The organism is Pseudomonas sp. GGS8, assembly GCF_024168645.1.
In the GTDB taxonomy this organism is placed as follows: domain Bacteria; phylum Pseudomonadota; class Gammaproteobacteria; order Pseudomonadales; family Pseudomonadaceae; genus Aquipseudomonas.
On the sequence record NZ_JALJWF010000001.1, the window covers coordinates 2,270,406 to 2,290,836 of the forward strand.

22 protein-coding genes are annotated in these 20,431 nt (G+C 60.6%); 11 read left to right on the forward strand and 11 right to left on the reverse strand.

What is annotated here, in order from left to right; genetic code table 11:
* The first annotated feature begins 16 nt into the window (after positions 1 to 16).
* Positions 17 to 829, forward strand: coding sequence for a bifunctional DNA-formamidopyrimidine glycosylase/DNA-(apurinic or apyrimidinic site) lyase (gene mutM / locus J3D54_RS10075; protein WP_105340784.1), 813 nt, complete (start codon positions 17 to 19; stop codon positions 827 to 829).
* Between the two features lie 54 nt (positions 830 to 883).
* On the forward strand, positions 884 to 1,207 hold the full coding sequence (locus tag J3D54_RS10080; protein ID WP_253417777.1) for a multidrug transporter: 324 nt from the start codon (positions 884 to 886) through the stop codon (positions 1,205 to 1,207).
* 138 nt (positions 1,208 to 1,345) lie between these two features.
* Here J3D54_RS10080 and J3D54_RS10085 read toward each other — a convergent pair whose 3' ends face one another.
* The 5 genes from J3D54_RS10085 to J3D54_RS10105 all read right to left on the reverse strand — a co-directional run bounded on the left by J3D54_RS10085 (position 1,346) and on the right by J3D54_RS10105 (position 6,071).
* Positions 1,346 to 1,597, reverse strand: a complete 252-nt coding sequence (locus J3D54_RS10085) for a YfhL family 4Fe-4S dicluster ferredoxin (RefSeq protein WP_003195146.1) — start codon at positions 1,595 to 1,597, stop codon at positions 1,346 to 1,348.
* A gap of 123 nt (positions 1,598 to 1,720) precedes the next feature.
* The gene (gene coaD, locus J3D54_RS10090) at positions 1,721 to 2,200 is read right to left on the reverse strand and encodes a pantetheine-phosphate adenylyltransferase (protein WP_008019993.1); all 480 of its coding nucleotides are present in this window, start codon (positions 2,198 to 2,200) and stop codon (positions 1,721 to 1,723) included.
* 115 nt (positions 2,201 to 2,315) lie between these two features.
* The gene (locus J3D54_RS10095; RefSeq protein WP_253417779.1) at positions 2,316 to 3,911 is read right to left on the reverse strand and encodes a GMC family oxidoreductase; all 1,596 of its coding nucleotides are present in this window, start codon (positions 3,909 to 3,911) and stop codon (positions 2,316 to 2,318) included.
* A 155-nt stretch (positions 3,912 to 4,066) separates the two neighbouring features.
* Positions 4,067 to 4,612, reverse strand: a complete 546-nt coding sequence (locus J3D54_RS10100) for a twin-arginine translocation pathway signal protein (protein ID WP_253417781.1) — start codon at positions 4,610 to 4,612, stop codon at positions 4,067 to 4,069.
* A gap of 28 nt (positions 4,613 to 4,640) precedes the next feature.
* Positions 4,641 to 6,071 (reverse strand): coniferyl aldehyde dehydrogenase, encoded by a 1,431-nt coding sequence (locus tag J3D54_RS10105; RefSeq protein ID WP_253417783.1) that lies wholly within the window; start codon positions 6,069 to 6,071, stop codon positions 4,641 to 4,643.
* Between the two features lie 146 nt (positions 6,072 to 6,217).
* Between J3D54_RS10105 and J3D54_RS10110 the strand changes: the two genes are divergently transcribed.
* Both J3D54_RS10110 and J3D54_RS10115 read left to right on the forward strand, forming a co-directional pair.
* Entirely contained in the window at positions 6,218 to 6,889 is a 672-nt protein-coding gene (locus tag J3D54_RS10110) for a TetR/AcrR family transcriptional regulator (protein ID WP_018928685.1), read from the forward strand.
* A 33-nt stretch (positions 6,890 to 6,922) separates the two neighbouring features.
* A complete protein-coding gene (locus J3D54_RS10115; RefSeq protein ID WP_253417784.1) occupies positions 6,923 to 7,777 on the forward strand; it encodes a sulfurtransferase in 855 nt (284 codons plus the stop codon).
* Positions 7,778 to 7,974: 197 nt separating this feature from the next.
* Here J3D54_RS10115 and J3D54_RS10120 read toward each other — a convergent pair whose 3' ends face one another.
* The 5 genes from J3D54_RS10120 to J3D54_RS10140 form a co-directional block, all read right to left on the reverse strand.
* On the reverse strand, positions 7,975 to 8,817 hold the full coding sequence (locus J3D54_RS10120) for an AraC family transcriptional regulator (RefSeq protein ID WP_253417785.1): 843 nt from the start codon (positions 8,815 to 8,817) through the stop codon (positions 7,975 to 7,977).
* Positions 8,818 to 8,820: 3 nt separating this feature from the next.
* On the reverse strand, positions 8,821 to 9,831 hold the full coding sequence (locus J3D54_RS10125; RefSeq protein ID WP_253417786.1) for a hydrolase: 1,011 nt from the start codon (positions 9,829 to 9,831) through the stop codon (positions 8,821 to 8,823).
* A 73-nt stretch (positions 9,832 to 9,904) separates the two neighbouring features.
* Positions 9,905 to 10,522 (reverse strand): 16S rRNA (guanine(966)-N(2))-methyltransferase RsmD, encoded by a 618-nt coding sequence (gene rsmD / locus J3D54_RS10130; RefSeq protein WP_253417787.1) that lies wholly within the window; start codon positions 10,520 to 10,522, stop codon positions 9,905 to 9,907.
* Positions 10,522 to 12,012 (reverse strand): pitrilysin family protein, encoded by a 1,491-nt coding sequence (locus tag J3D54_RS10135; protein WP_253417788.1) that lies wholly within the window; start codon positions 12,010 to 12,012, stop codon positions 10,522 to 10,524. The genes rsmD and J3D54_RS10135 overlap by 1 nt, the downstream gene beginning before the upstream one ends.
* The gene (locus J3D54_RS10140) at positions 12,005 to 13,360 is read right to left on the reverse strand and encodes a pitrilysin family protein (RefSeq protein WP_253417789.1); all 1,356 of its coding nucleotides are present in this window, start codon (positions 13,358 to 13,360) and stop codon (positions 12,005 to 12,007) included. Before J3D54_RS10140 ends, J3D54_RS10135 begins: the two co-directional genes overlap by 8 nt.
* A gap of 345 nt (positions 13,361 to 13,705) precedes the next feature.
* Between J3D54_RS10140 and ftsY the strand changes: the two genes are divergently transcribed.
* From ftsY to rpoH, 4 genes are all read left to right on the forward strand, one after another.
* Positions 13,706 to 15,241 carry a signal recognition particle-docking protein FtsY gene (ftsY, locus tag J3D54_RS10145; protein ID WP_253417791.1) on the forward strand — a complete coding sequence of 512 codons (1,536 nt, stop codon included), beginning with the start codon at positions 13,706 to 13,708 and terminating at the stop codon, positions 15,239 to 15,241.
* The gene (gene ftsE, locus J3D54_RS10150) at positions 15,238 to 15,909 is read left to right on the forward strand and encodes a cell division ATP-binding protein FtsE (protein ID WP_007897888.1); all 672 of its coding nucleotides are present in this window, start codon (positions 15,238 to 15,240) and stop codon (positions 15,907 to 15,909) included. Before ftsY ends, ftsE begins: the two co-directional genes overlap by 4 nt.
* Positions 15,906 to 16,931, forward strand: a complete 1,026-nt coding sequence (gene ftsX / locus J3D54_RS10155) for a permease-like cell division protein FtsX (RefSeq protein WP_253417793.1) — start codon at positions 15,906 to 15,908, stop codon at positions 16,929 to 16,931. The genes ftsE and ftsX overlap by 4 nt, the downstream gene beginning before the upstream one ends.
* A 113-nt stretch (positions 16,932 to 17,044) precedes the next feature.
* Positions 17,045 to 17,899, forward strand: coding sequence for an RNA polymerase sigma factor RpoH (gene rpoH / locus J3D54_RS10160; RefSeq protein ID WP_007897890.1), 855 nt, complete (start codon positions 17,045 to 17,047; stop codon positions 17,897 to 17,899).
* 222 nt (positions 17,900 to 18,121) lie between these two features.
* Here the strand turns inward: rpoH and mtgA are convergent, their stop codons facing one another.
* A complete protein-coding gene (mtgA, locus tag J3D54_RS10165; protein ID WP_253417795.1) occupies positions 18,122 to 18,844 on the reverse strand; it encodes a monofunctional biosynthetic peptidoglycan transglycosylase in 723 nt (240 codons plus the stop codon).
* Positions 18,845 to 18,918: 74 nt separating this feature from the next.
* On the opposite strand from mtgA, the gene J3D54_RS10170 reads away from it, so the two are divergent.
* The 3 genes from J3D54_RS10170 (at position 18,919) to J3D54_RS10180 (ending at position 20,431) form a co-directional block, all read left to right on the forward strand.
* On the forward strand, positions 18,919 to 19,287 hold the full coding sequence (locus J3D54_RS10170) for a DUF423 domain-containing protein (protein WP_253417797.1): 369 nt from the start codon (positions 18,919 to 18,921) through the stop codon (positions 19,285 to 19,287).
* Between the two features lie 85 nt (positions 19,288 to 19,372).
* A complete protein-coding gene (thiS, locus tag J3D54_RS10175) occupies positions 19,373 to 19,573 on the forward strand; it encodes a sulfur carrier protein ThiS (RefSeq protein ID WP_253417800.1) in 201 nt (66 codons plus the stop codon).
* Between the two features lie 63 nt (positions 19,574 to 19,636).
* Complete coding sequence (locus J3D54_RS10180) at positions 19,637 to 20,431, forward strand: thiazole synthase (protein ID WP_007897902.1); 795 nt, start codon at positions 19,637 to 19,639, stop codon at positions 20,429 to 20,431.

The window sequence follows — 20,431 nt, forward strand, 5'->3', positions numbered from 1 at the left end:
CTGATTCGAGAGCCCCATGCCTGAACTGCCGGAAGTCGAAACCACCCGCCGCGGAATTGCACCGCACCTGGAAGGCCAGCGCGTCAGCCGGGTGATCGTGCGTGAGCGCCGTCTGCGCTGGCCGATCCCCGAAGACCTGGATGTGCGGCTGTCCGGCCAGCGCATCGTGCTGGTGGAGCGGCGGGCCAAGTACCTGCTGATCAATGCCGAGGTCGGTACGCTGATCAGTCATTTGGGCATGTCGGGGAATCTGCGGCTGGTGGAAGCCGGATTGCCGGCGGCCAAGCATGAGCATGTGGACATCGAGCTGGAGTCGGGCCTGGCCCTGCGTTACACCGACCCGCGCCGGTTCGGGGCGATGCTCTGGAGTCTCGACCCACTGAACCACGAACTGCTGGTTCGCCTGGGGCCGGAGCCGTTGACCGATCTGTTCGATGGCGAGCGACTGTTCCAGCAATCCCGTGGGCGCTCCATGGCGGTCAAGCCGTTCATCATGGATAACGCGGTGGTGGTCGGCGTCGGCAATATCTACGCGACCGAAGCGTTGTTTGCTGCCGGCATCGACCCGCGCCGCGAAGCCAAGAGTATTTCCCGTGCGCGCTATTTGAAGCTGGCGATCGAGATCAAGCGCATCCTGGCCCTCGCCATCGAGCGGGGCGGCACCACGTTGCGGGACTTTATCGGCGGCGACGGCCAGCCGGGTTACTTTCAGCAGGAACTGTTCGTGTACGGCCGTGGCGGTGAACACTGCAAGGTCTGTGGCACGGGGCTGCGAGAAGTCAAACTTGGGCAGCGCGCCAGCGTCTTTTGTCCGCGCTGTCAGAGCTGATATCGGCTACGGTCTATAGTCAGTGTTCTCACTGCCTAGCCGAAGGACCGTGCCATGAATCTGTTTCGAACCCTTGTCTTCACGCTGCTGCTGAGCGTCGGTGCGCCCGCGTTGGCTACTGAGAACGGCAGTGGAGACCCGCGTTACACCATCCAGAATCCACCGGCCTACGCCATGCTTGGCGATCTACTGATTGCCCGACCGTTGCTGGTGGTGGCGACGGTGATCGGTGCCGGGGCGTTTGTGGTGTCGCTGCCATTTACCGCACTGGGCGGCGGCATTGGCGATGCAGGGCAGGCCTTGGTGGTCGATCCGGCAAAAGCCGCATTTGTGCGGTGCCTTGGGTGTATCGGGGAGGGGTTTGAGCAGCGGGAGTGAAGTCAGTTACATCTACGGTGTGGCTGACGACCTCATCGCGGGCAAGTCGGATCGCCGCACCGCCGCTCCCACAGGGTTTACGCGGTCCTTGTGGGAGCGGGCTTGCCCGCGATGGCGTTTTCTAAGTCGCCAAATGACTCAAGCCTTACCGGTAATCTTGCGGTACTTCTCCATCAACTGTTCTTCAGTTTCCGGATGGGCCTCGTCCAGCGGAATGCAATCCACAGGACAGACCTGCTGGCATTGCGGTTCGTCATAGTGGCCGACACATTGCGTGCACAGGTTCGGGTCGATCACATAGATCTCTTCGCCCTGGGAAATGGCGGCGTTCGGGCACTCGGGTTCGCAGACGTCGCAGTTGATGCAATCGTCGGTGATGATCAGGGACATGCTAACTCCAGCCGGGGCGGCAGGCCCTGGCGCAATAAACCAATGCGCACAATTGTGCCGCATTGGCGCCCGCAGTGCACGCGGGCGCGATCAAGTGCAAAAGATCGCAGCCTGGGGGCGCCCCTACTTCTTGAAACGCAGGGTGAGGGCGTCGGCCACCACCGGGTGGACGAACTTGGTGATATCGCCGCCCAGGGCCGCGATTTCACGGACCAGTGTCGAGGAAATGAACGAATAACGCTCGGACGGGGTAAGAAACAGGCTTTCCACATCCGGTGCCAGTTGGCGGTTCATGTTGGCCAGCTGGAATTCGTATTCGAAGTCCGACACCGCGCGCAAACCACGCAGGAACACATTGGCGTTCTGCTCTTTGGCGAAATGCGCGAGCAGTGTCGAGAAACCGACGACTTCAACGTTCGGCAAATGTTTGGTGACCTCGCGGGCCAGCTCCACACGTTGTTCCAAGGGAAACAGCGGGTTTTTCTTCGGGCTGGCGGCTACGGCGATGATCACGTGATCGAACAGGCGCGAGGCGCGTTCGACCAGATCGCCATGGCCCTTGGTAATAGGGTCGAAGGTACCTGGGTACAACACTCGGTTCATCGCGTCGTCCTGGCGGGAGTCCGTTGGGGAGTCGGATGGTATCGCAGCCTTCCCGGTCGGCCAAGTCGCCTGTTGGGTAAGAAAGCACTATAGACGATGGGAATATTCCGCGTTTTCATGGGTTTTTCAAACGATCGGCCAGTGAATTCGCCAGTTGCGCCGTCAGTCCGTAGACCGATAATTGGGGGTTTGCGCCAATGCTGGTGGGGAATAGCGAGCCATCGTGAATCGACAGATTGCGCAGTTGGTGATGTCGGCCGAGGCTGTCGGTCACGGCGTTTTTCGGGTCCTCACCCATGGCACAACCGCCCATCACATGAGCACTGCCCAGGCGCGTGCGATACAACTCAAGGCTCAATCCGTCGATCAATGTGCGCGCTTCGGCGAGGGTTTTCACGTAACGGGCGTCGGCATGCATCGGTATCACGGCGTTGGCGCCACCGGCGAACTGGATCTCGGCCATGCTATGGAACGCCCGGCGCAACCCGTCCCAGGCATACGGTGAAACCTGATAGTCGAGCACCGGCGTGCCGTCACTGCGCAATTCGACACTGCCGCCGGGGCTGTCTGGGTGAAAACCGTCTCGCAGCAATGCCAGCATCGCGTGGGTATGCGGCAGGTTTTCCATGTGCCGGGCGTTTTCCGTGCCGAAACCTCCGAGCAGGGTAGTGGCCAGTGCCGGGTGCAGCGGTGGGACCTCCAATTTGTAGGACATCTTGCCGGTGATGCCGTCCTGCCATTGGAAATGGTCGGAATAAATCGACTGCGGCGCGCCGTAGAACGGGTTGATCACCTCGTCGAACAATCCTGCGGACATGTTGACCAAATGCAGGAAGGTCCGTTTTCCCAATCGCTCATGCGGATCCGGCGCCTCTGAGCGCAACAGCAGCGCCGGGCTGTTGATCCCGCCGCCGGCCAGCACGTAATGCCGGGCCTTGACCGTGATCGTGCGACCGGTAGGGGCGACGCAACGCTCATCCATCGCCACGCAGTGCAGGCCCGTGACCTTGCCCTCCTTGATCGACAGCTTTTCGGCGCGGGCCAGATAGAGCAGTTCGCCACCTTTTTCCAGGGTCGCCGGAATGGTCGTGACCAGCATCGATTGCTTGGCATTGGTCGGGCAACCCATGCCGCAATAGCCGATGTTCCAGCAGCCACGCACGTTGCGCGGGATGACATGCCAGGCGTAGCCGAGTTTTTCGCAGCCTTTGCGAATGACGTCGTTGTTGGCGTTGGGCTGCACCCGCCACGGGGCGACGCCCAGACGTTGTTCCATTTTCTCGAACCAGGGCGCCATTTCGGCCGGTGTGTGGCCTATGACGTCATGTTCTTTGGCCCAGTGTTCGAGCGTCGGATCCGGGGTTCGGAAGCTTGAGGTCCAGTTGACCAGCGTGGTCCCGCCTACTGCCCGGCCCTGGAGGATGGTGATCGCACCGTCCTTGCTCATACGCCCGATGCCTTCCTGATAAAGGCTGGTGTAGGCCTGATCCTCGAGCATCTTGAAGTCGCTGCTGGTCTTGAGCGGGCCTTCTTCGATGAGCAATACCTTGTAGCCGGCGGCGCTGAGGATTTCGGCGGTGGTCCCGCCGCCGGCACCGCTGCCGATGATTGCCACATCCGCTTCGAGGGTCAGGTCCTGGAACAGTTGCGAACCGTTGTAGGTTTTCCAGCCACGGGCCAGGCCTTCGCGGAACGGATCGGGTACGGGCATGTTCGGGTTCTCTTATTATTTTGGATTTGGTGGTGATGCGGCTGACGCCATCGCGGGCAAGCCACGCTCCCACAGGGTTTGAGTCGTTCACAAAAGGATGGTCCATCTCAAAACCTGTGGGAGCGTGGCTTGCCCGCGATAGGGGCGACTCGGTTTCAGACCGTAGGCGGCCCCGGATACCCGCAATGCACCCACGATTCCGCCCGGCTGTACCACGCCATCATCACCAGTTGCAGCAACGAGCTATGACCCATGCGCAGCAGGCTCAACGAGCTGTTTTCCCAGCGCTTGAGAAAGTGTCGGATGGCTTCGCTGCTGGCGTTTTCCCAACTGCTCCAGATCCCGGTCAGTGGGCCGCGGGTGATGCTCATTTCCAGCACATCGAACAATTGCCGGGTCAGCTTGAGCATTTCCCCAGACAGGTGATTGAGGCTGTTATCCAGGCATTGCAGGGTCCCGGCGACGGCGGCCGGCATTTTCTCGACGACCACGGCACCGTCGAGCATCACCGGGATTAGTGCCCGCAGAAACAGCAGATCACCGCTGCGCAGTGTCGCGAAACCGTTGGCCGCGGTGCCCGACGAGCAGCCGCTGAGGCTCGCGCCTAATCCGGCCGTGGCCAGAAAGGTGCTGGCGCCCAGGCTGAATTTAAGCAGGCCGCGCCGTGACAGCGCGGGTGTATCGGACAGGCTTGGGCTCATTATTGTTATTACCCGGCGATGATGATCGTTAGCGGACAAACAGCTTCTGGATCAGTTTCTGAATGGCTTTGCCGTACGGCGGATAGATCAGCTTCGCCGCGTTTAAACGCTGTTTGATCAGCACGCCCTTGGCCTTGCTGAAAGTCAGGAAACCCTCATGGCCGTGGTAGTGGCCCATGCCCGAGGCGCCGATGCCGCCGAATGGCATGTCGTCCTGGGCAACGTGCAGCAAGGTGTCATTGAGGCATACGCCGCCGGAATGGGTTTCATGGAGAACGCGGTTTTGCTCGCGCTTGTCGTAGCCGAAGTAATACAGCGCCAGCGGACGAGGCCGTTGGTTGATGTAGGCAAACGCTTCATCGAGATCCTGGTAGGGGACGATCGGTAGCAGTGGGCCGAAAATTTCGTCCTGCATCACCGTCATGTCGTCGCTGACGTTGAGCAGCAGGCTATGACCCATGCGTCGGCCCTGACCCTGATCGAACAGCGGAATCAGCAGCGCGCCCTTGCTGGTGGCGTCGCTGAGGTAGCCGTTGAGCCGCGCCAGTTGTCGGTCATTGATGATGGCGGTGTAGTCCGGATTATCGATCAGGGTCGGATAAAACCCGCGAACGGCCTGGCGATAGGCTTCGACGAAAGAGCCGACGCGGTCTTCCGGCACTAGCACGTAGTCCGGGGCGACACAGGTTTGCCCGGCGTTGAGGGTCTTGCCGAAAGCGATGCGTTCGGCGGCGTCCTTGAGCGGCACATCGCGGGAAACGATAGCCGGGGACTTGCCGCCCAATTCGAGGGTCACCGGAGTCAGGTTCTCGGCGGCGGCGCGCATCACGTGTTTGCCGATGCTGGTGGCGCCGGTGAACAGCAGGTGATCGAAGCGCAACCGGGAGAACGCCACGCCGATATCCGCCTCGCCGAGCACCACGCAGACCAGGTCTTGAGGGAATACCCGCCCCAGCAATTCCTTGAGCAGCAAACCGGTGGCGGGGGTCGATTCGCTGAGTTTGAGCATTACCCGGTTGCCCGCCGACAACGCACCCACCAACGGCCCGATGGCCAGGTAAAGCGGATAGTTCCACGGCACGATCACCCCGACCACGCCCAGAGGCTGATAGACGACTTTGGCCGATGCCGGTTGAAAGGCGATGCCGACTCTGCGCCGTGAGGCTTTCATCCAGCCTTTGAGGTGTTGGCTGGCGTAATGAATACCGTGCAGGCTGGGCATCAATTCGGCGAGCAAGGTTTCGTCGGCGCTGCGGTGGCTGAAATCCTGGCTGATGGCGTCGATCAAGGCCTGGCGCTCATTGCTCAACACGTCCCGCAACGCCTTCAGCCATTGTTGGCGCTGAGCCGCGGGTGGCATCGGATTGCCTGCATACGCCGCGCGTTGAGCATCGAACAGGGATTGGAGCTCGTCCAGAGGCTGCTGCAGGGTCTTCAGGTAGGCGATGTCAGCAGGCATGGTCGGCTCCGGATTTATTGTAATGAGGGGGTTGTTAGAGTCTATGCTCTAGAAAGTCAAATGACATCCCGACGCAGCATTGTTTTATCCACTCCCGGATAGGTCGTAAGATGCCCGTCACCGCACTCTGAATTAAAGCTCAAGCCATGGCCCCTCGGATCAAAACCAGCGAGCGCATCGTGCAGAACAGCCTGGAGCTGTTCAATCAGCAGGGCGAGCGCAGCATCAGCACCAACCACATTGCTGCCCACATGGAGATTTCTCCGGGCAACCTGTACTACCACTTCCCCAACAAGCAGGCGATCATCGCTGTGCTGTTCAGTGAGTACGAAAGCCTGGTGGACAGCTTCCTGCGCCCGCCCCAGGGCCGTGCCGCGACGGTCGAAGACAAGCGCTTCTACCTCAAGGAATTGCTCGCCGCCATGTGGCGCTACCGGTTTTTGCATCGCGACCTCGAGCACTTGCTCGACAGCGATCCCGAGCTCGCCGCCCGTTACCGGCGTTTTTCCCAGCGCTGCCTGATCCAGGGCACCGCCATTTACGAAGGGTTCGTCGCGGCAGGCATCCTGAACATGGATAAGGTTCAGATTGAGTCCCTGACGCTGAACGCCTGGATCATCCTCACGTCCTGGGTGCGGTTTCTGTGCACCACGCGGGAAAACTCCAACCATTTGAGCGAACAGGCCATTAAGCGCGGCGTGTATCAGGTGTTGGTGCTTGAGGCCGGCTTCGTCACTGACCAGTCGCGCGACGCGGTGAATGCGCTATTCGACGAATTTTACGTGCCGCTGGCCCAGGCGCTGGAAGAAGTGCATTAGGATTCAAGACCGACAACATCACAGGAGCCCGTTATGCCCATTGCGCAACTGATCAGCCCGCAAGCGTTGGACCTGAAAAAGGAGACCCCGGGGCTGGTGATTCTGGATTGTCGTTTTGCCCTCGAAGACCCGGACTACGGTCAGCGCAGTTATGCCGAGGGGCATATTGCCGGGTCGAGCTTTGCCGATCTTGAGCGTGATCTGAGCGGGGCGGTGGTCAAGGGGGTTACCGGGCGTCATCCGTTGCCTGAGCCCGAAAAGCTGATCGAGCGCCTGCAAGCCTGGGGCATCAATGCCGACAGCGAAGTGGTTTTGTACGATGACGGTCCCGGTGCCTACGCGGCGCGGGCCTGGTGGTTGCTGGCCTGGCTGGGCAAGCGCGACGGCGTGTTCATTCTTGATGGCGGGCTGAAAGCCTGGCACGCCGCCGGCTTGCCCCTGAGTCTTGATTCGCCTTCGGTCCCCCGTGGCACTTTCACCGGGACGCCGGATGCTTCGCTGGTGCTTAGCGCCAAACAGCTTCAGCAGCGTCTCGGCCAACCCGCGTTGACCTTGCTCGACGCCCGCGCCTTGCCGCGCTTCAAGGGGGAGGTGGAGCCGATTGATCCGGTTGCCGGGCACATTCCCGGCGCACAATGTGCCGCGTTCACCGACAACCTGGGCAGCGACGGGCGTTTCCTGCCCGCCGATCAGCTCAAGCAACGGTTTGCCACGAAGCTCGGTGATCGTTCGCCGACGGAGCTGGTCGCGTATTGCGGTTCCGGCGTGACGGCTTGCCACAACCTGTTCGCCCTGTGCCTGGCGGGTTATCCGTTGGGGGCGTTGTATGCCGGGTCATGGAGCGAGTGGATCAACGATCCCGCGCGAGGCGTCGCCACCGGCGAGTAAACGCAGATCCAATGTGGGAGCGGGCCTTTGTGGCGAGGAGGCTTGCCCCCGTTGGAGTGCGAAGCGCTCCCGAAGCCAGCGGATGCGGTGCTTCAGTTAATCCGCGTCATCCGATTTGCGACTGTTTCGCAGCCGAACGGGGCGATGCGGCGTTCCGACAAGCCCCCTCGCCACAAAGCCCACATTTGGATTTGTTGTCATCCATGGTCGGACAACTGCCGCGCGCTGCGATACGCCCCCGGTCCTACGCCGTAAACCTGTTTGAATTGCCGACTCAGATGGCTCTGGTCGGCAAAACCCAGTTGTGTCGCGACTTCCAGCGGCAGGCAACCGCCCTGTAACAACGCTCGTGCCCGAGCGATGCGCTGCTGCATCAACCAGGCGTGCGGTGGCATGCCGGTGGCGCGGCGGAACACCCGGGCGAAGTGGAAGGGGGACAGGTTCACCGTCGCCGCCAGTTCTTCCAGCGAGGGCGGTGCCGCCAATTGCGATTGCAGTCGTTCCTTGGCCAAGGTCACTGCCCGGTGTTCCTTGCCGGGTTTGCCGGCGATCGGGACGGCTGCGTGGCGTTGTAACAACGACAGCATCATTTCTCGCCAAACCGTTTGCTGCTGCAGGGCCGTGGACGGACTTTCCAGAAGCCGATGCAGCTGGCAGAACCCCCTCACCAGGTCCGGGTCGCGATACAGCGTGGCGCCAAACGCCGGCAAGGTGTCACTCGGCAGTTCAAGCTCCTCCAGCAGCGAGAGAATCTGCCCGCTGTCGGGATAAAACGCCCGGTACAACCACCCGTCTTCCGTGCCTTTGTGGCCGGTGTGCAGTTCGTCCGGGTTGATCAGCACCAGCGTGCCGCTGCCCGCCAAATGCTCGGCACCGCGATAGCGATAACGCTGGGCGCCGGCCATGATCATGCCGATCACATAGCCGTCATGCACATGAGGGGCGAAACGCTGTTCGATGTAGCGCGCAGACAGCAACTCGACCCCGGCCAGCGGTGCCGTTTGCCAGAAATGGATCGACTCGCCCTGATCGACCTCCACGGTTTACTTGCGCCCCGTGGTAGCCAGCCATTGGGGGATGCGTCGTTCCAGGTAGTAACCCGGTTGTCTGAACGAGCCCTCGACGAAACCGACATGCCCGCCCTTGGCCTGCAACTCGAATTGAGTGCTGGCGGACAATTCGTCGGCTTGCGGCAGGCTATGTGGAAACACAAACGGGTCGTCAGCCGCCTGGATAATCAGGGTTGGCGTGCGAATTTCTCCAAGAAAATAGCGACTCGAGGCGCGACGATAGTAGTCCGCGGCATCGGCGAAACCATTCAGCGGTGCGGTGACCCGGCCGTCGAAATCCCAGAAGGTGCGCAAGTTCTCCAGCGAGCCCAGCGCTGCCAATGCAGCGAGGCCATCCTCATGCCCTTCATGTTGGAACTTGCGCTGTTTGTTCTTGATGTAGGCGACCATCTCTCGCATGAAATGCGCTTGGTAGAACTGGGAAAAACCCTGGCTGATACGATCGGCACAGTGATCGAGGCGAAACGGCACCGACACTGCCACCGCACCGAGTACACCGCTGTTGCTGCCGGTTTCACCCAGATGCTTGAGCAACACGTTACCGCCCATGGAATAACCGACCGCATACAACGGCGCGAGGGGGCGTTGGGTGCGCAGGTGTTTGATGGTCTCGGCCAAGTCTTCACTGGCCCCGGAATGGTAACTGCGTGGCAACAGATTGGGCTCGCCGGAGCAACCTCGCCAGTTCAGCGCGACGCTGGCCCAGCCCTGGGTGCTCAGCGCCTTCTGCATGCCGGCCACGTAAGGCGAATTCGAGGAGCCGGTCAGCCCGTGCAATACCAGCACCAACGGCGCATTCGCGCTGTGGGGGCCATGCCAGTCCAGGTCAAGGAAATCGCCATCTTCAAGCCACAATCGCTCGCGCTCACGCTCGATATGTGTGGTTTTGCGCCATAGCGGTCCCCACAAGGTTTGTAAGTGCGGATTGCCCAGGCCGTAGGCGGGCGTGAAGGCGGGAGTGAAATGTTCTGGCAGATGGGACACGATTGCTCTCGATGCTGCGGCGCGTACCCGCAGCGTTAGCTGACTGAGCTTCGCACCGTTTTCTCAGGCCGGACTAGCCGGCGATCCCTGCCATACGTTGCCATAACGCGTAGTACACCCGTCCCGATTTTTGCTCCCGATGCAGGCGCCAATTTTCTGGCAAACCCAATATCGACGGTGCGCTTTCGCTTTCAGTGTAGACCCACGCATCGTCGGCCAGCCAATGACGTTCTTCGAGCAGAGTGCAAACCACAGGCAACAGATTCTGATTGAACGGTGGGTCGAGAAACACCAGATCGAATGCCGTGGCCGGTTGGGTTTCCAGATAGCGCAAGGCGTCGGCAGTCTGCACCTGACCGTTGGTGCAGCGCAGAGTGCCCAGGTGTTCTTTCAGGCTGGACACCGCGATGTTGCTGGCATCCAGCGCCTGGCCCATGGCCGCGCCACGGGACAAGGCTTCCAGAAACAGTGCGCCGCTGCCGGCAAATGGATCGAGCACCTTGGCCCCGGCGACGTAAGGCGCGAGCCAGTTGAACAAGGTTTCACGCACCCGGTCCGGGGTAGGGCGCAGGCCCGGAGCATCCGGGAAGCTCAGCTTACGGCTGCGCCATTCGCCGCCGATGATGCGCAGTTGATTCACACCGTTATGCACGTTGTGGACAGGTTTTTTAGGACGCGATGGACTGGCCATTAATGCTCCGGAACCCCGAGCGGTTGCTCGGCAGGTTTGTCAGTTGGGGCCGGTAACGGCTTTTGTGGCACGGTCGGGCCAGCGCTGACGATGACCAGCTTGTCCGTGCTCAGGTGTTTGTTCAGTGCGGCTTTGACTTGCTCGACGGTCAGGCTCTGGGACTGCTGCATGAAGTCTTCCAGGTAGCTTAACGGCAAGTCGTAGAAACCCATGGCGCCGAGCTGACCGACGATATCGGCGTTGCTGGCGGTGGACAGCGGGAAGCTGCCGGCCAGTTCACGCTTGGCATCGTCGAGTTCTTTCTCGGTGGGCCCCGTTTTAAGGTAGTCGGCGAGCACATCCTGCACCAGTTTCAGGGTGCCCTCGCTCATTTCGGCGCGGGTTTGCAGGTTGATCATGAACGGGCCGCGCGCCTGCATCGGGCTGAAACCAGAATACACGCCATATGCCAGGCCACGCTTCTCGCGCACTTCGCTCATCAGCCGGGTGCCGAAACCGCCGCCGCCAAGGATCTGATTGCCCATGGACAGCGCTGCGTAATCCGGGTCGTCACGGTCGATGCCCAGTTGCGCGATCATCAGGTTGGTCTGTTTGGACGGAAACTCGATGTGGCCGATGCTGGGCTTGGGGTCGGTCGGTTGTTCGACTTTCGCCAGGGCCGGGCCCTTGGGCAGGTCGGCGGACACCTGTGCGGCAACCGCCTCGGCTTCGGCGCGCGACAGGTCGCCCACCAGCGCAATCACCACGTTGCCGGCGGCGTAGGCTTTCTGATGGAAGGCTCGCAACTGTGCCAGGGTGATCGGTGGAATGCTCTTCGCCGTGCCGTCGCTGGAGTGTGCGTACGGATGATCGCCGTACAAGCGGTTCATCAGCTCCAGGCTGGCGAGTTTGCCGGGGTTCTGTTTTTGGTATTCGAAGCCGGCGAGCATCTGGTTCTTGATGCGCGCAAACGAATCGGCGGGGAAGGTTGGCTTGCCGACGACTTCAGCGAACAGCTTCAAGGCAGGCGTACGTTTGTCCACGGCACTCAGGCTGCGCAAGGAGGCAAGCGCCATGTCTTTGTACGCGCCGTTGCTGAAGTCGGCGCCCAAACCTTCGAAGCCCTGAGCGATGGCGCCGACATCCTTACCGGCCACGCCTTCGTTGAGCATGGCGTTCGTCAGCAGTGCCAGGCCGGGTGCGTCGCCGTCCTGGCTGCTGCCGGCGGCGAAAATCAGGCGCATGTCGAACATCGGCAGTTCACGGGCTTCGACGAACAGCACCTTGGCGCCTTCGGCGGTGTTCCAGGTCTGCACGTTCAGCGAGCGATGGCTTGGGGCCTTGCCGTCGAGTTCTGCCAGCGATTGCAGTTTCTGGCTGGACTTGGCCTTGTCGAGGGCTTCGCTGGCTCTGGATTCGTCGGGTTTCGAAAAATAGAAAGCACCAGACCCGATCAGTGCGACAGCGATCAGGCCGATCAGGGCCAGACGTGATTTTTTACGCTCACTCATGAGTCGTCTCCTGTGGCAGTACATGGGCGACGCTGAGACGTTCGCGGGTGAAGTACAGCTTGGCGGCCTTCTGGATATCTTGCGGGGTCACGCTTTCCAGGTCGGCGAGCTCGGTGTCCATCAGTTTCCAGGACAGGCCGACGGTTTCCAGTTGGCCGATGGCGGTGGCCTGGCTGGTGATCGAGTCACGCTCAAAGACCAGACCGGCAATGACCTGCGCGCGCACCCGTTCCAGTTCTTCAGTGGACGGCGCGGTGGTTTTCAGTTGTTCGAGCAGTTTCCAGAGGCCGGCTTCAGTCTGGGCCATGGTTTTCTTCTTCTGGGTGTTCGGCGTGGCCGACAACGTGAACAGACTGTCGCCACGGGTGTAGGCGTCGTAGCTCGACGAGCCGCCGGACACCAGCTCTTCGCCGCGCTCCAGTTGGGTCGGGATGCGGCCGCTGTAGCCACCGTCGAGCAGGGCGGAAATCAAACGCAGGGCGCTCACCGAGCCTTTGTCTTCGGCGGTGGCGATGCTCGGTACGTTGAAGGCCAGCATCAGGCTCGGCAATTGGGTCTGCACATGCAGGGTGATCTGGCGTTCGCCGGGCTCAGCCAGTTCCAACGGGATTTTCGCCGGTGGCACGTCGCGCTTGGCAATCGGGCCGAAGTAGCGCTGGGCCAGGGCCTTGACTTCGTCCGGGGTCACATCGCCGACCACCACCAGAGTGGCGTTGTTCGGCACATACCAGGACTGGTACCAGTGGCGCAGTTCTTCGACCGTCATGCGATCGAGGTCGGCCATCCAGCCGATGGTCGGCGTGTGATAGCCGCTGGCGGGGTAGGCCATAGCCATGAAGCGTTCGTAGGCCTTGGACATCGGTTTGTCATCGGTACGCAGGCGCCGTTCTTCTTTGATCACCTCGATTTCGCGGGTGAACTCGTCGGCCGGCAGGCGCAGGTTGGCCATGCGGTCGGCTTCCAGTTCGAAGGCCACGCCGAGACGGTCGCGGGCCAGCACCTGGTAATACGCGGTGAAGTCGTCGCTGGTGAAGGCGTTCTCTTCGGCACCGAGGTCGCGCAGAATCAGCGAAGCTTCGCCGGGGCCGACTTTCTCGCTGCCCTTGAACATCATGTGTTCCAGCGCGTGGGACAACCCGGTCTGGCCCGGGGTCTCATAGCTGGAACCGACCTTGTACCAGATCTGGGAAACAACGACTGGCGCACGATGGTCTTCGCGCACGACAACCTTCAGGCCGTTGTCGAGGGTGAATTCGTGTGTCGGTTGTGGATCGGCAGCCAGGGCCGAGAGGGGCAGACAAACTGTGCTGAGCAGCAGGCCTGCAGCGCGGCGGGCTAGAGCATTCATTCGTTTTTAAACCTGTTGGGCTGCCCGCTTGGTCTTAGCGTCGGCGGGCGAGAGGGTGCTAGGATACTGATCCGTTTTACTGGCGGCCACGCCTATCAGGCCTTTGATCGGCTTGCAGGTTGTATGGGTTACCGGCAGAAGCTTTGAGTTTGTCAGCTAAACTCTGCGTTTTCGCCGACGATGCCGTTCCAGTCCTTCGTATTAGTCGACCTTTGAGGCGCCGTTGGCTCCTCGACAAAATGTTGCGCATGAACAAGCTGGATGAATCGCAGTCTGTTCAGCATCGAATTATTTATTTGCCGAGGCGCCTTTTGGCGCGTCGCTACCGTGAGATAGCCGTCCTCCATGTTTGGTTCCAATGACGACAAGAAGACCCCAGCTGCGGCTGGTGAGAAGAAAAGCCTGTTCGGATGGCTGCGCAAAAAGCCGCAGGAACCCGTTGTCGAACAGCCACAGCCACTTTCTGAGCCAACCCCGGCAGCGGTCATAGAGCAAGAGCCTGCGCCGATTGCCGGGCCGGTACTACAACCAGCGGCCGAGCTTGCACCTGAATCCGAAGTCGCGGCCCCATTGCCGCTGACGCCTGTTGCCGCGCCGTGGCTGACCTTGCCGGTAGCGGAAGAGCCGGTGGCGCTGGTCGAAGATGAGCAAGCGCCGCACATCACGCCACCGATCCCGGCCCCGATTACGTTTGCTCCGGAGCCGATTCGGGCACCAGTGGTTGAACCCGCAGCCGTTGCGCCCGTGTTGGTGGCCGAACCTGCGCCGGTGGTTCCAGAGCCTGTAGTGCCAGTATTTGTTGCTCCAGTTGCTCCAGTTGCTCCAGTTGCTCCAGTTGCTCCAGTTGCTCCAGTTGCTCAAGCGCCTGCGCCCGTCATCGCTCCAGTTGCCGCCACACCGGTTGCGCCCGTCGAAACTCCAGTCGAGCCTGTGCGTACCGAAGAGACCAAAGCCGGTTTCTTCGCCCGTCTCAAGCAAGGCCTGTCCAAGACCAGCGCCAGCATTGGCGAGGGCATGGCCAGCCTGTTCCTCGGCAAGAAGATCATCGATGACGAACTGCTCGAAGACATCGAAACCCGTCTGCTGACCGCCGATGTCGGCGTCGAAGCGACGTCGGTGATCATTCAGCGCCTGACTCAGAAAGTCGCCCGCAAGGAGCTGGCTGATGCCGATGCGCTGTACAAATCCCTGCAGGCCGAACTGGCAGCGATGCTCAAACCGGTCGAGCAGCCACTGAAAATCACCTCGCAGAACAAGCCGTTCGTGATTCTGGTGGTTGGCGTCAACGGTGCCGGCAAAACCACCACCATCGGCAAACTGGCGAAGAAGCTGCAACTGGAAGGCAAGAAAGTCATGCTTGCCGCCGGCGATACCTTTCGCGCCGCGGCAGTCGAGCAATTGCAGGTCTGGGGTGAGCGCAACAAGATTCCGGTGATCGCCCAGCACACCGGCGCCGACTCGGCTTCGGTGATCTTCGACGCCGTGCAGGCCGCCAAGGCCCGTGGCATCGACGTGCTGATCGCCGATACCGCCGGTCGCCTGCACACCAAAGACAATTTGATGGAAGAGTTGAAGAAGGTTCGTCGGGTGATCGGCAAGCTCGACGCCGACGCGCCTCATGAGGTGCTGCTGGTGCTCGACGCCGGTACCGGCCAGAACGCGATCAACCAGGCCAAGCAGTTCAACCAGACCGTCGAACTGACCGGCCTGGCGCTGACCAAACTCGACGGCACCGCCAAGGGCGGGGTGATTTTCGCCCTGGCCAAGCAGTTCGGCTTGCCGATCCGTTACATCGGCGTCGGTGAAGGCATTGACGATTTGCGTACTTTTGAAGCAGAACCCTTTGTCCAGGCATTGTTTGCCGAGCGGGAGCGTTCATGATTCGTTTCGAACAGGTCGGTAAACGCTACCCGAACGGTCACGTCGGCTTGCATGAGCTGAGCTTTCGAGTCCGTCGGGGCGAATTCTTGTTTGTCACCGGCCATTCCGGCGCCGGTAAAAGCACCTTGTTGCGGCTGTTGCTGGCCATGGAGCGTCCGACCACCGGCAAATTGCTGCTGGCCGGGCAAGACCTGAGCACCATCAGCAACGCGCAGATTCCGTTCCTGCGCCGGCAGATCGGCGTGGTGTTCCAGAACCACCAGTTGCTGTTCGATCGCACGGTGTTCAATAACGTCGCGCTGCCATTGCAGATCCTTGGCCTGTCCAAGGCCGAGGTCGCCAAGCGTGTGGACTCGGCCCTGGAGCGCGTGGCGCTCTCGGACAAGACCGATCTGTACCCGGGCGATCTGTCCACCGGTCAGCAGCAACGCGTCGGCATTGCCCGCGCCATCGTTCACCGTCCGGCCTTGCTGCTGGCGGATGAACCGACCGGTAACCTCGACCCGCGTCTGGCGGCCGAAATCATGGGCGTGTTCGAAGACATCAACCGCCTGGGCACCAGCGTGCTGATCGCCAGTCACGACCTGGCGCTGATTGCCCGCATGCGGCACCGCATGCTGACCCTGCAGCGCGGCCGATTGATTGGCGACGGGGAGGCCGGCGTATGAGTGCGACACGTAGCCCCAAGGTTTCCGAGCGCGTGGCCCCGAAGGCCGCCGATCCGCAACCGCAACAGAAGAAAAAGCGCGACGATGACGACGGCCCGGATTTCGCCACGCTGTTCCGCGCCTGGGTCGAAAGCCATCGCGCCAGTCTGCTGGACAGCCTGCGCCGCTTGGGCAAGCAACCGATCGGCAGCTTTTTCACCTGTATGGTGATGGCGGTTGCCCTGAGCTTGCCGATGGGGCTGTCACTTTTGCTGAGTAACGTCGAGCGTCTGGGCGGTTCCTGGCAACGTGCGGCGCAGATTTCCCTGTACCTGCAGCTTGAGGCCAGCCCTGCCGAGGGTGAGTCGTTGCGTGAGCAGATCAAAGGCATGCCGGGCGTAGCGGATGCCGAATACGTGGGTCGCGATCAGGCACTGGAAGAGTTCCAGCAGCAGTCCGGACTGGGCGAAGCCCTTAAGGAACTGCCGGAAAACCCGCTGCCGGGCGTGGTCCTGGTGACTCCGAAAGAGGTCGATAAGTCCGCGCTTGAAGCATTACGACAAAAACTTTCCGAGTTGCCGAAGGTACAACAGGCGCAACTTGATCTAGTCTGGGTCGAGCGTCTGGCAGCCATCCTCAAGCTGGGTGACCGTTTTGTCTTCGGTCTGACCGTGCTTTTGGTTTCTGCATTACTTTTGGTGATAGGCAATACCATTCGTCTTCATATTGAAAACCGCCGCACAGAGATAGAAGTGATTAAACTCGTCGGCGGCACTGACAGTTATGTGCGCAGGCCCTTTCTGTACATGGGCGCGCTTTATGGCTTTGGTGCAGGGATTCTTTCCTGGGGCGTATTGGCGTTCGGCCTGAACTGGTTGAACGACGCGGTGGTTGGACTGGCCGGTTTGTACGGCAGTGATTTTGCACTGGCCGGAGTGCCAGTTGCCGACGGTCTGTCGCTCTTGCTTGGCGCGGTGCTGTTGGGGTATATCGGTGCATGGATTGCAGTCGCACGCCACCTGCGGGAGCTTGCGCCAAAGTAATATCATTTTGCTCGTATTGACCTTTCAGCCTTTATGGGAACTTGTTTTTTGGTTTCCGGTCAATTTTCGCAGTGCTGAACTGCACGAGTTATGTAAGTCGGAGGTTTTTTCGTATGACCAATTCTTTGCAACCTGCATATGCTCTGGTCCCGGGTGCGAACCTGGAGGCCTATGTGCACACGGTGAACAGCATTCCATTGCTGACGCCGGAGCAGGAGCGTGAACTGGCCGAGAGTCTCTATTATGAGCAGGATCTGGGGGCGGCTCGGCAGATGGTGCTCGCCCACCTGCGTTTTGTCGTACACATTGCCCGTAGCTATTCCGGCTACGGCCTGGCCCAGGCTGACCTGATCCAGGAAGGCAACGTCGGCCTGATGAAAGCGGTCAAGCGTTTCAATCCGGAGATGGGTGTACGCCTGGTGTCCTTTGCGGTGCACTGGATCAAGGCGGAAATCCACGAGTTCATCCTGCGCAACTGGCGGATCGTCAAAGTCGCGACCACCAAGGCTCAGCGCAAGCTGTTCTTCAACCTGCGCAGCCAGAAGAAACGTCTGGCCTGGCTGAACAACGAGGAAGTCCATCGTGTGGCGGAAAGCCTCGGCGTAGAGCCGCGGGAAGTACGCGAGATGGAAAGTCGCCTGACCGGCCATGACATGGCCTTCGACCCGGCCGCGGAAGCGGACGACGACAGTGCCTTCCAATCGCCGGCCAACTATCTGGAAGACCACCGGTACGATCCGGCTCGTCAACTGGAAGACGCCGACTGGAGCGACAACTCCAACCACAACCTGCACGAAGCGCTTGAAGTGCTGGACGACCGCAGCCGTGACATCCTCTACCAGCGCTGGCTGGCAGAGGAAAAAGCCACGCTGCACGACCTGGCGCAGAAATACAACGTGTCGGCCGAGCGTATTCGTCAGCTCGAGAAGAGCGCGATGAACAAGCTCAAGTTGTCGATCGCCGCGTAACCGGCGCGAAGGCATAAAAAAACGCCCCGATCATTTGATCGGGGCGTTTTTGTTTCTGCCCATTTTTCAGCTTCACCTTGGCCCCTGTGGGAGCGGCGGTGCGGCGATCCGACTTGCCCGCGATGACGGCTGCTCATTCAACATTGATGTCGACTGATACTACGCCTTCGCGGGCAAGCCCGCTCCCACAGGGTTCTGTAGTGCCCGAAAAATCGTGAGCGGTTATTGAGCCCACGGCGCCCGGCGCGAATCGTTGAGGTCGAGCAGATAACTGTCACCGCCTAATTGATTCATCTGCTGGCGAATCCACCCGGCACGCCTTGCTACGTAAGAAGTCGGATGGCTGGCGCTCCACACCCGCGGGTTCGGCAGTACCGCCGCCAGCAAACTTGCCTGCTGTCGGGACAGCGAACCAGCGCCCACGCCAAAGTGATGCCGGGCCGCCGCTTCGGCGCCAAACACGCCTTCATCCCACTCAACGCTATTGAGGTACACCTCAAGAATTCGCTGCTTGGGCCAGAACACTTCGATCAACCCGGTAAACCAGGCTTCCAGGCCTTTACGCAGCCAGCTGCGGCCAGACCACAGAAACAGGTTTTTCGACACTTGCTGGCTCAGGGTGCTGGCGCCGCGAATCGAGCCGCCACGCTCGTTATGCTCAAACGCCGCTTGAATCGCGCTGAAATCAAAGCCCCAATGTTCGGGAAACTTCTGGTCTTCACCCGCAATCACCGCGACTTTCAGGTCGTCGGAGATTTCATTCCAAGGCTTCCAGGTGCGTTGCAGGTTGATGGGTTCGCCGTCGAACCAGGATTCGATCTTGCGCTCGACCATCAATGCCGTTCCCGGTGGCGGCACCACCCGAAACAGTAGAACCAGCAAAACACTGCCGACTGCGAACCAGAGCAGGGCCTTTGTGAGGCGGTGGAAAATTAACTGCAGCATAGAGATGGCTTGGCCGAACCCGTTGAGCCGGCCATTATACAGACCCTGTTGATCGAGTCTGACTGGAGTTCTTCATGCTGCGTGGCTTTCTGATGCTGGCCGCTTTCTTCGGCTTCACCGGCGTTGCCTTGGGCGCATTCGCCGCCCACGGCCTGAAAAGCCGCCTGACGCCGGAGTATTTGGCGATTTTCCACACGGGCGTCACTTATCAGCTGGTGCATACCCTGGCGTTACTGGGTGTGGCGCTGTTGGCGACACAGATTCCCGGTCGTCTGATTACCTGGGCCGGCGCGTCGTTTGCCATTGGCATTGTGTTGTTTTCCGGCAGCTTGTACCTGCTGACGATGACGGGCGTCAGCAAGCTCGGGATCGTTACACCTTTCGGTGGCCTGGCGTTTCTGGTCGGCTGGGTTTGCCTGGGGCTTGCCGCCTGGCGTTTGTAGGATCGGGTTTCAAGACGAATGGCTTGGGTCGGCCTGACTGATCGGGCTAGAATGCCTGCCCCTAAAAATGATGGCGGCATTCGGTATGCGCATTCAATTGAACGGCGAATCCCTTGAACTGCCCGACGGTGAAACCGTTGCGGCCCTGCTGACCCGTCTGGAACTGACCGGGCGCCGGGTGGCGGTCGAGCTCAATCTGGATATCGTCCCGCGCAGCCAGCACGCAGCAACCACTCTAAATGATGGTGACTCCGTAGAAGTCGTGCACGCCATCGGCGGCGGCTAGTCGCCGGGCCCGAGAGGCCACAGAATCATTGTGCAAGAACCTCACCCCAACAGAGGATTTCCCATGAGCATCGTTCGTAGCGACAAGCCCTTCGTCCTGGCCGGTCGTACTTACCAGTCGCGTTTGCTGGTAGGCACCGGCAAATACCGTGACATGGAAGAAACCCGCCTGGCCATCGAGGCTTCGGGTGCCGAGATCGTCACCTTCGCCGTGCGCCGGACCAACCTCGGCCAGAACCCGGGCGAACCGAACCTGCTCGAAGTCCTGTCGCCGGATCGCTACACCTTCCTGCCGAATACCGCCGGTTGCTTCGACGCTACTGAGGCTGTGCGCACCTGCCGCCTGGCCCGTGAGCTACTTGGCGGCCACAACCTGGTGAAGCTGGAAGTGCTGGCGGATCAGAAAACCCTGTTCCCCAACGTGATCGAAACCCTCAAGGCCGCCGAAGTGCTGGTCAAGGAAGGCTTCGACGTGATGGTGTACACCAGCGATGACCCGATCATTGCCCGTCAACTGGCGGAAATCGGCTGCATCGCGGTCATGCCGCTGGCTGGTCTGATCGGCACCGGCCTGGGGATCTGCAACCCCTACAACCTGCAGATCATCCTCGAAGAAGCGAAAATTCCGGTGCTGGTGGATGCCGGTGTCGGTACTGCGTCCGACGCCACCATCGCCATGGAGCTGGGCTGTGAAGCGGTGCTGATGAACTCGGCCATCGCCCATGCCCAGCAGCCGATCATGATGGCCGAAGCCATGAAACACGCCATCGTGGCAGGTCGTCTGGCCTACCTCGCCGGTCGTATGCCGAAAAAACTCTATGCCAGCGCCTCTTCGCCGCTGGATGGTCTGATCAAGTAA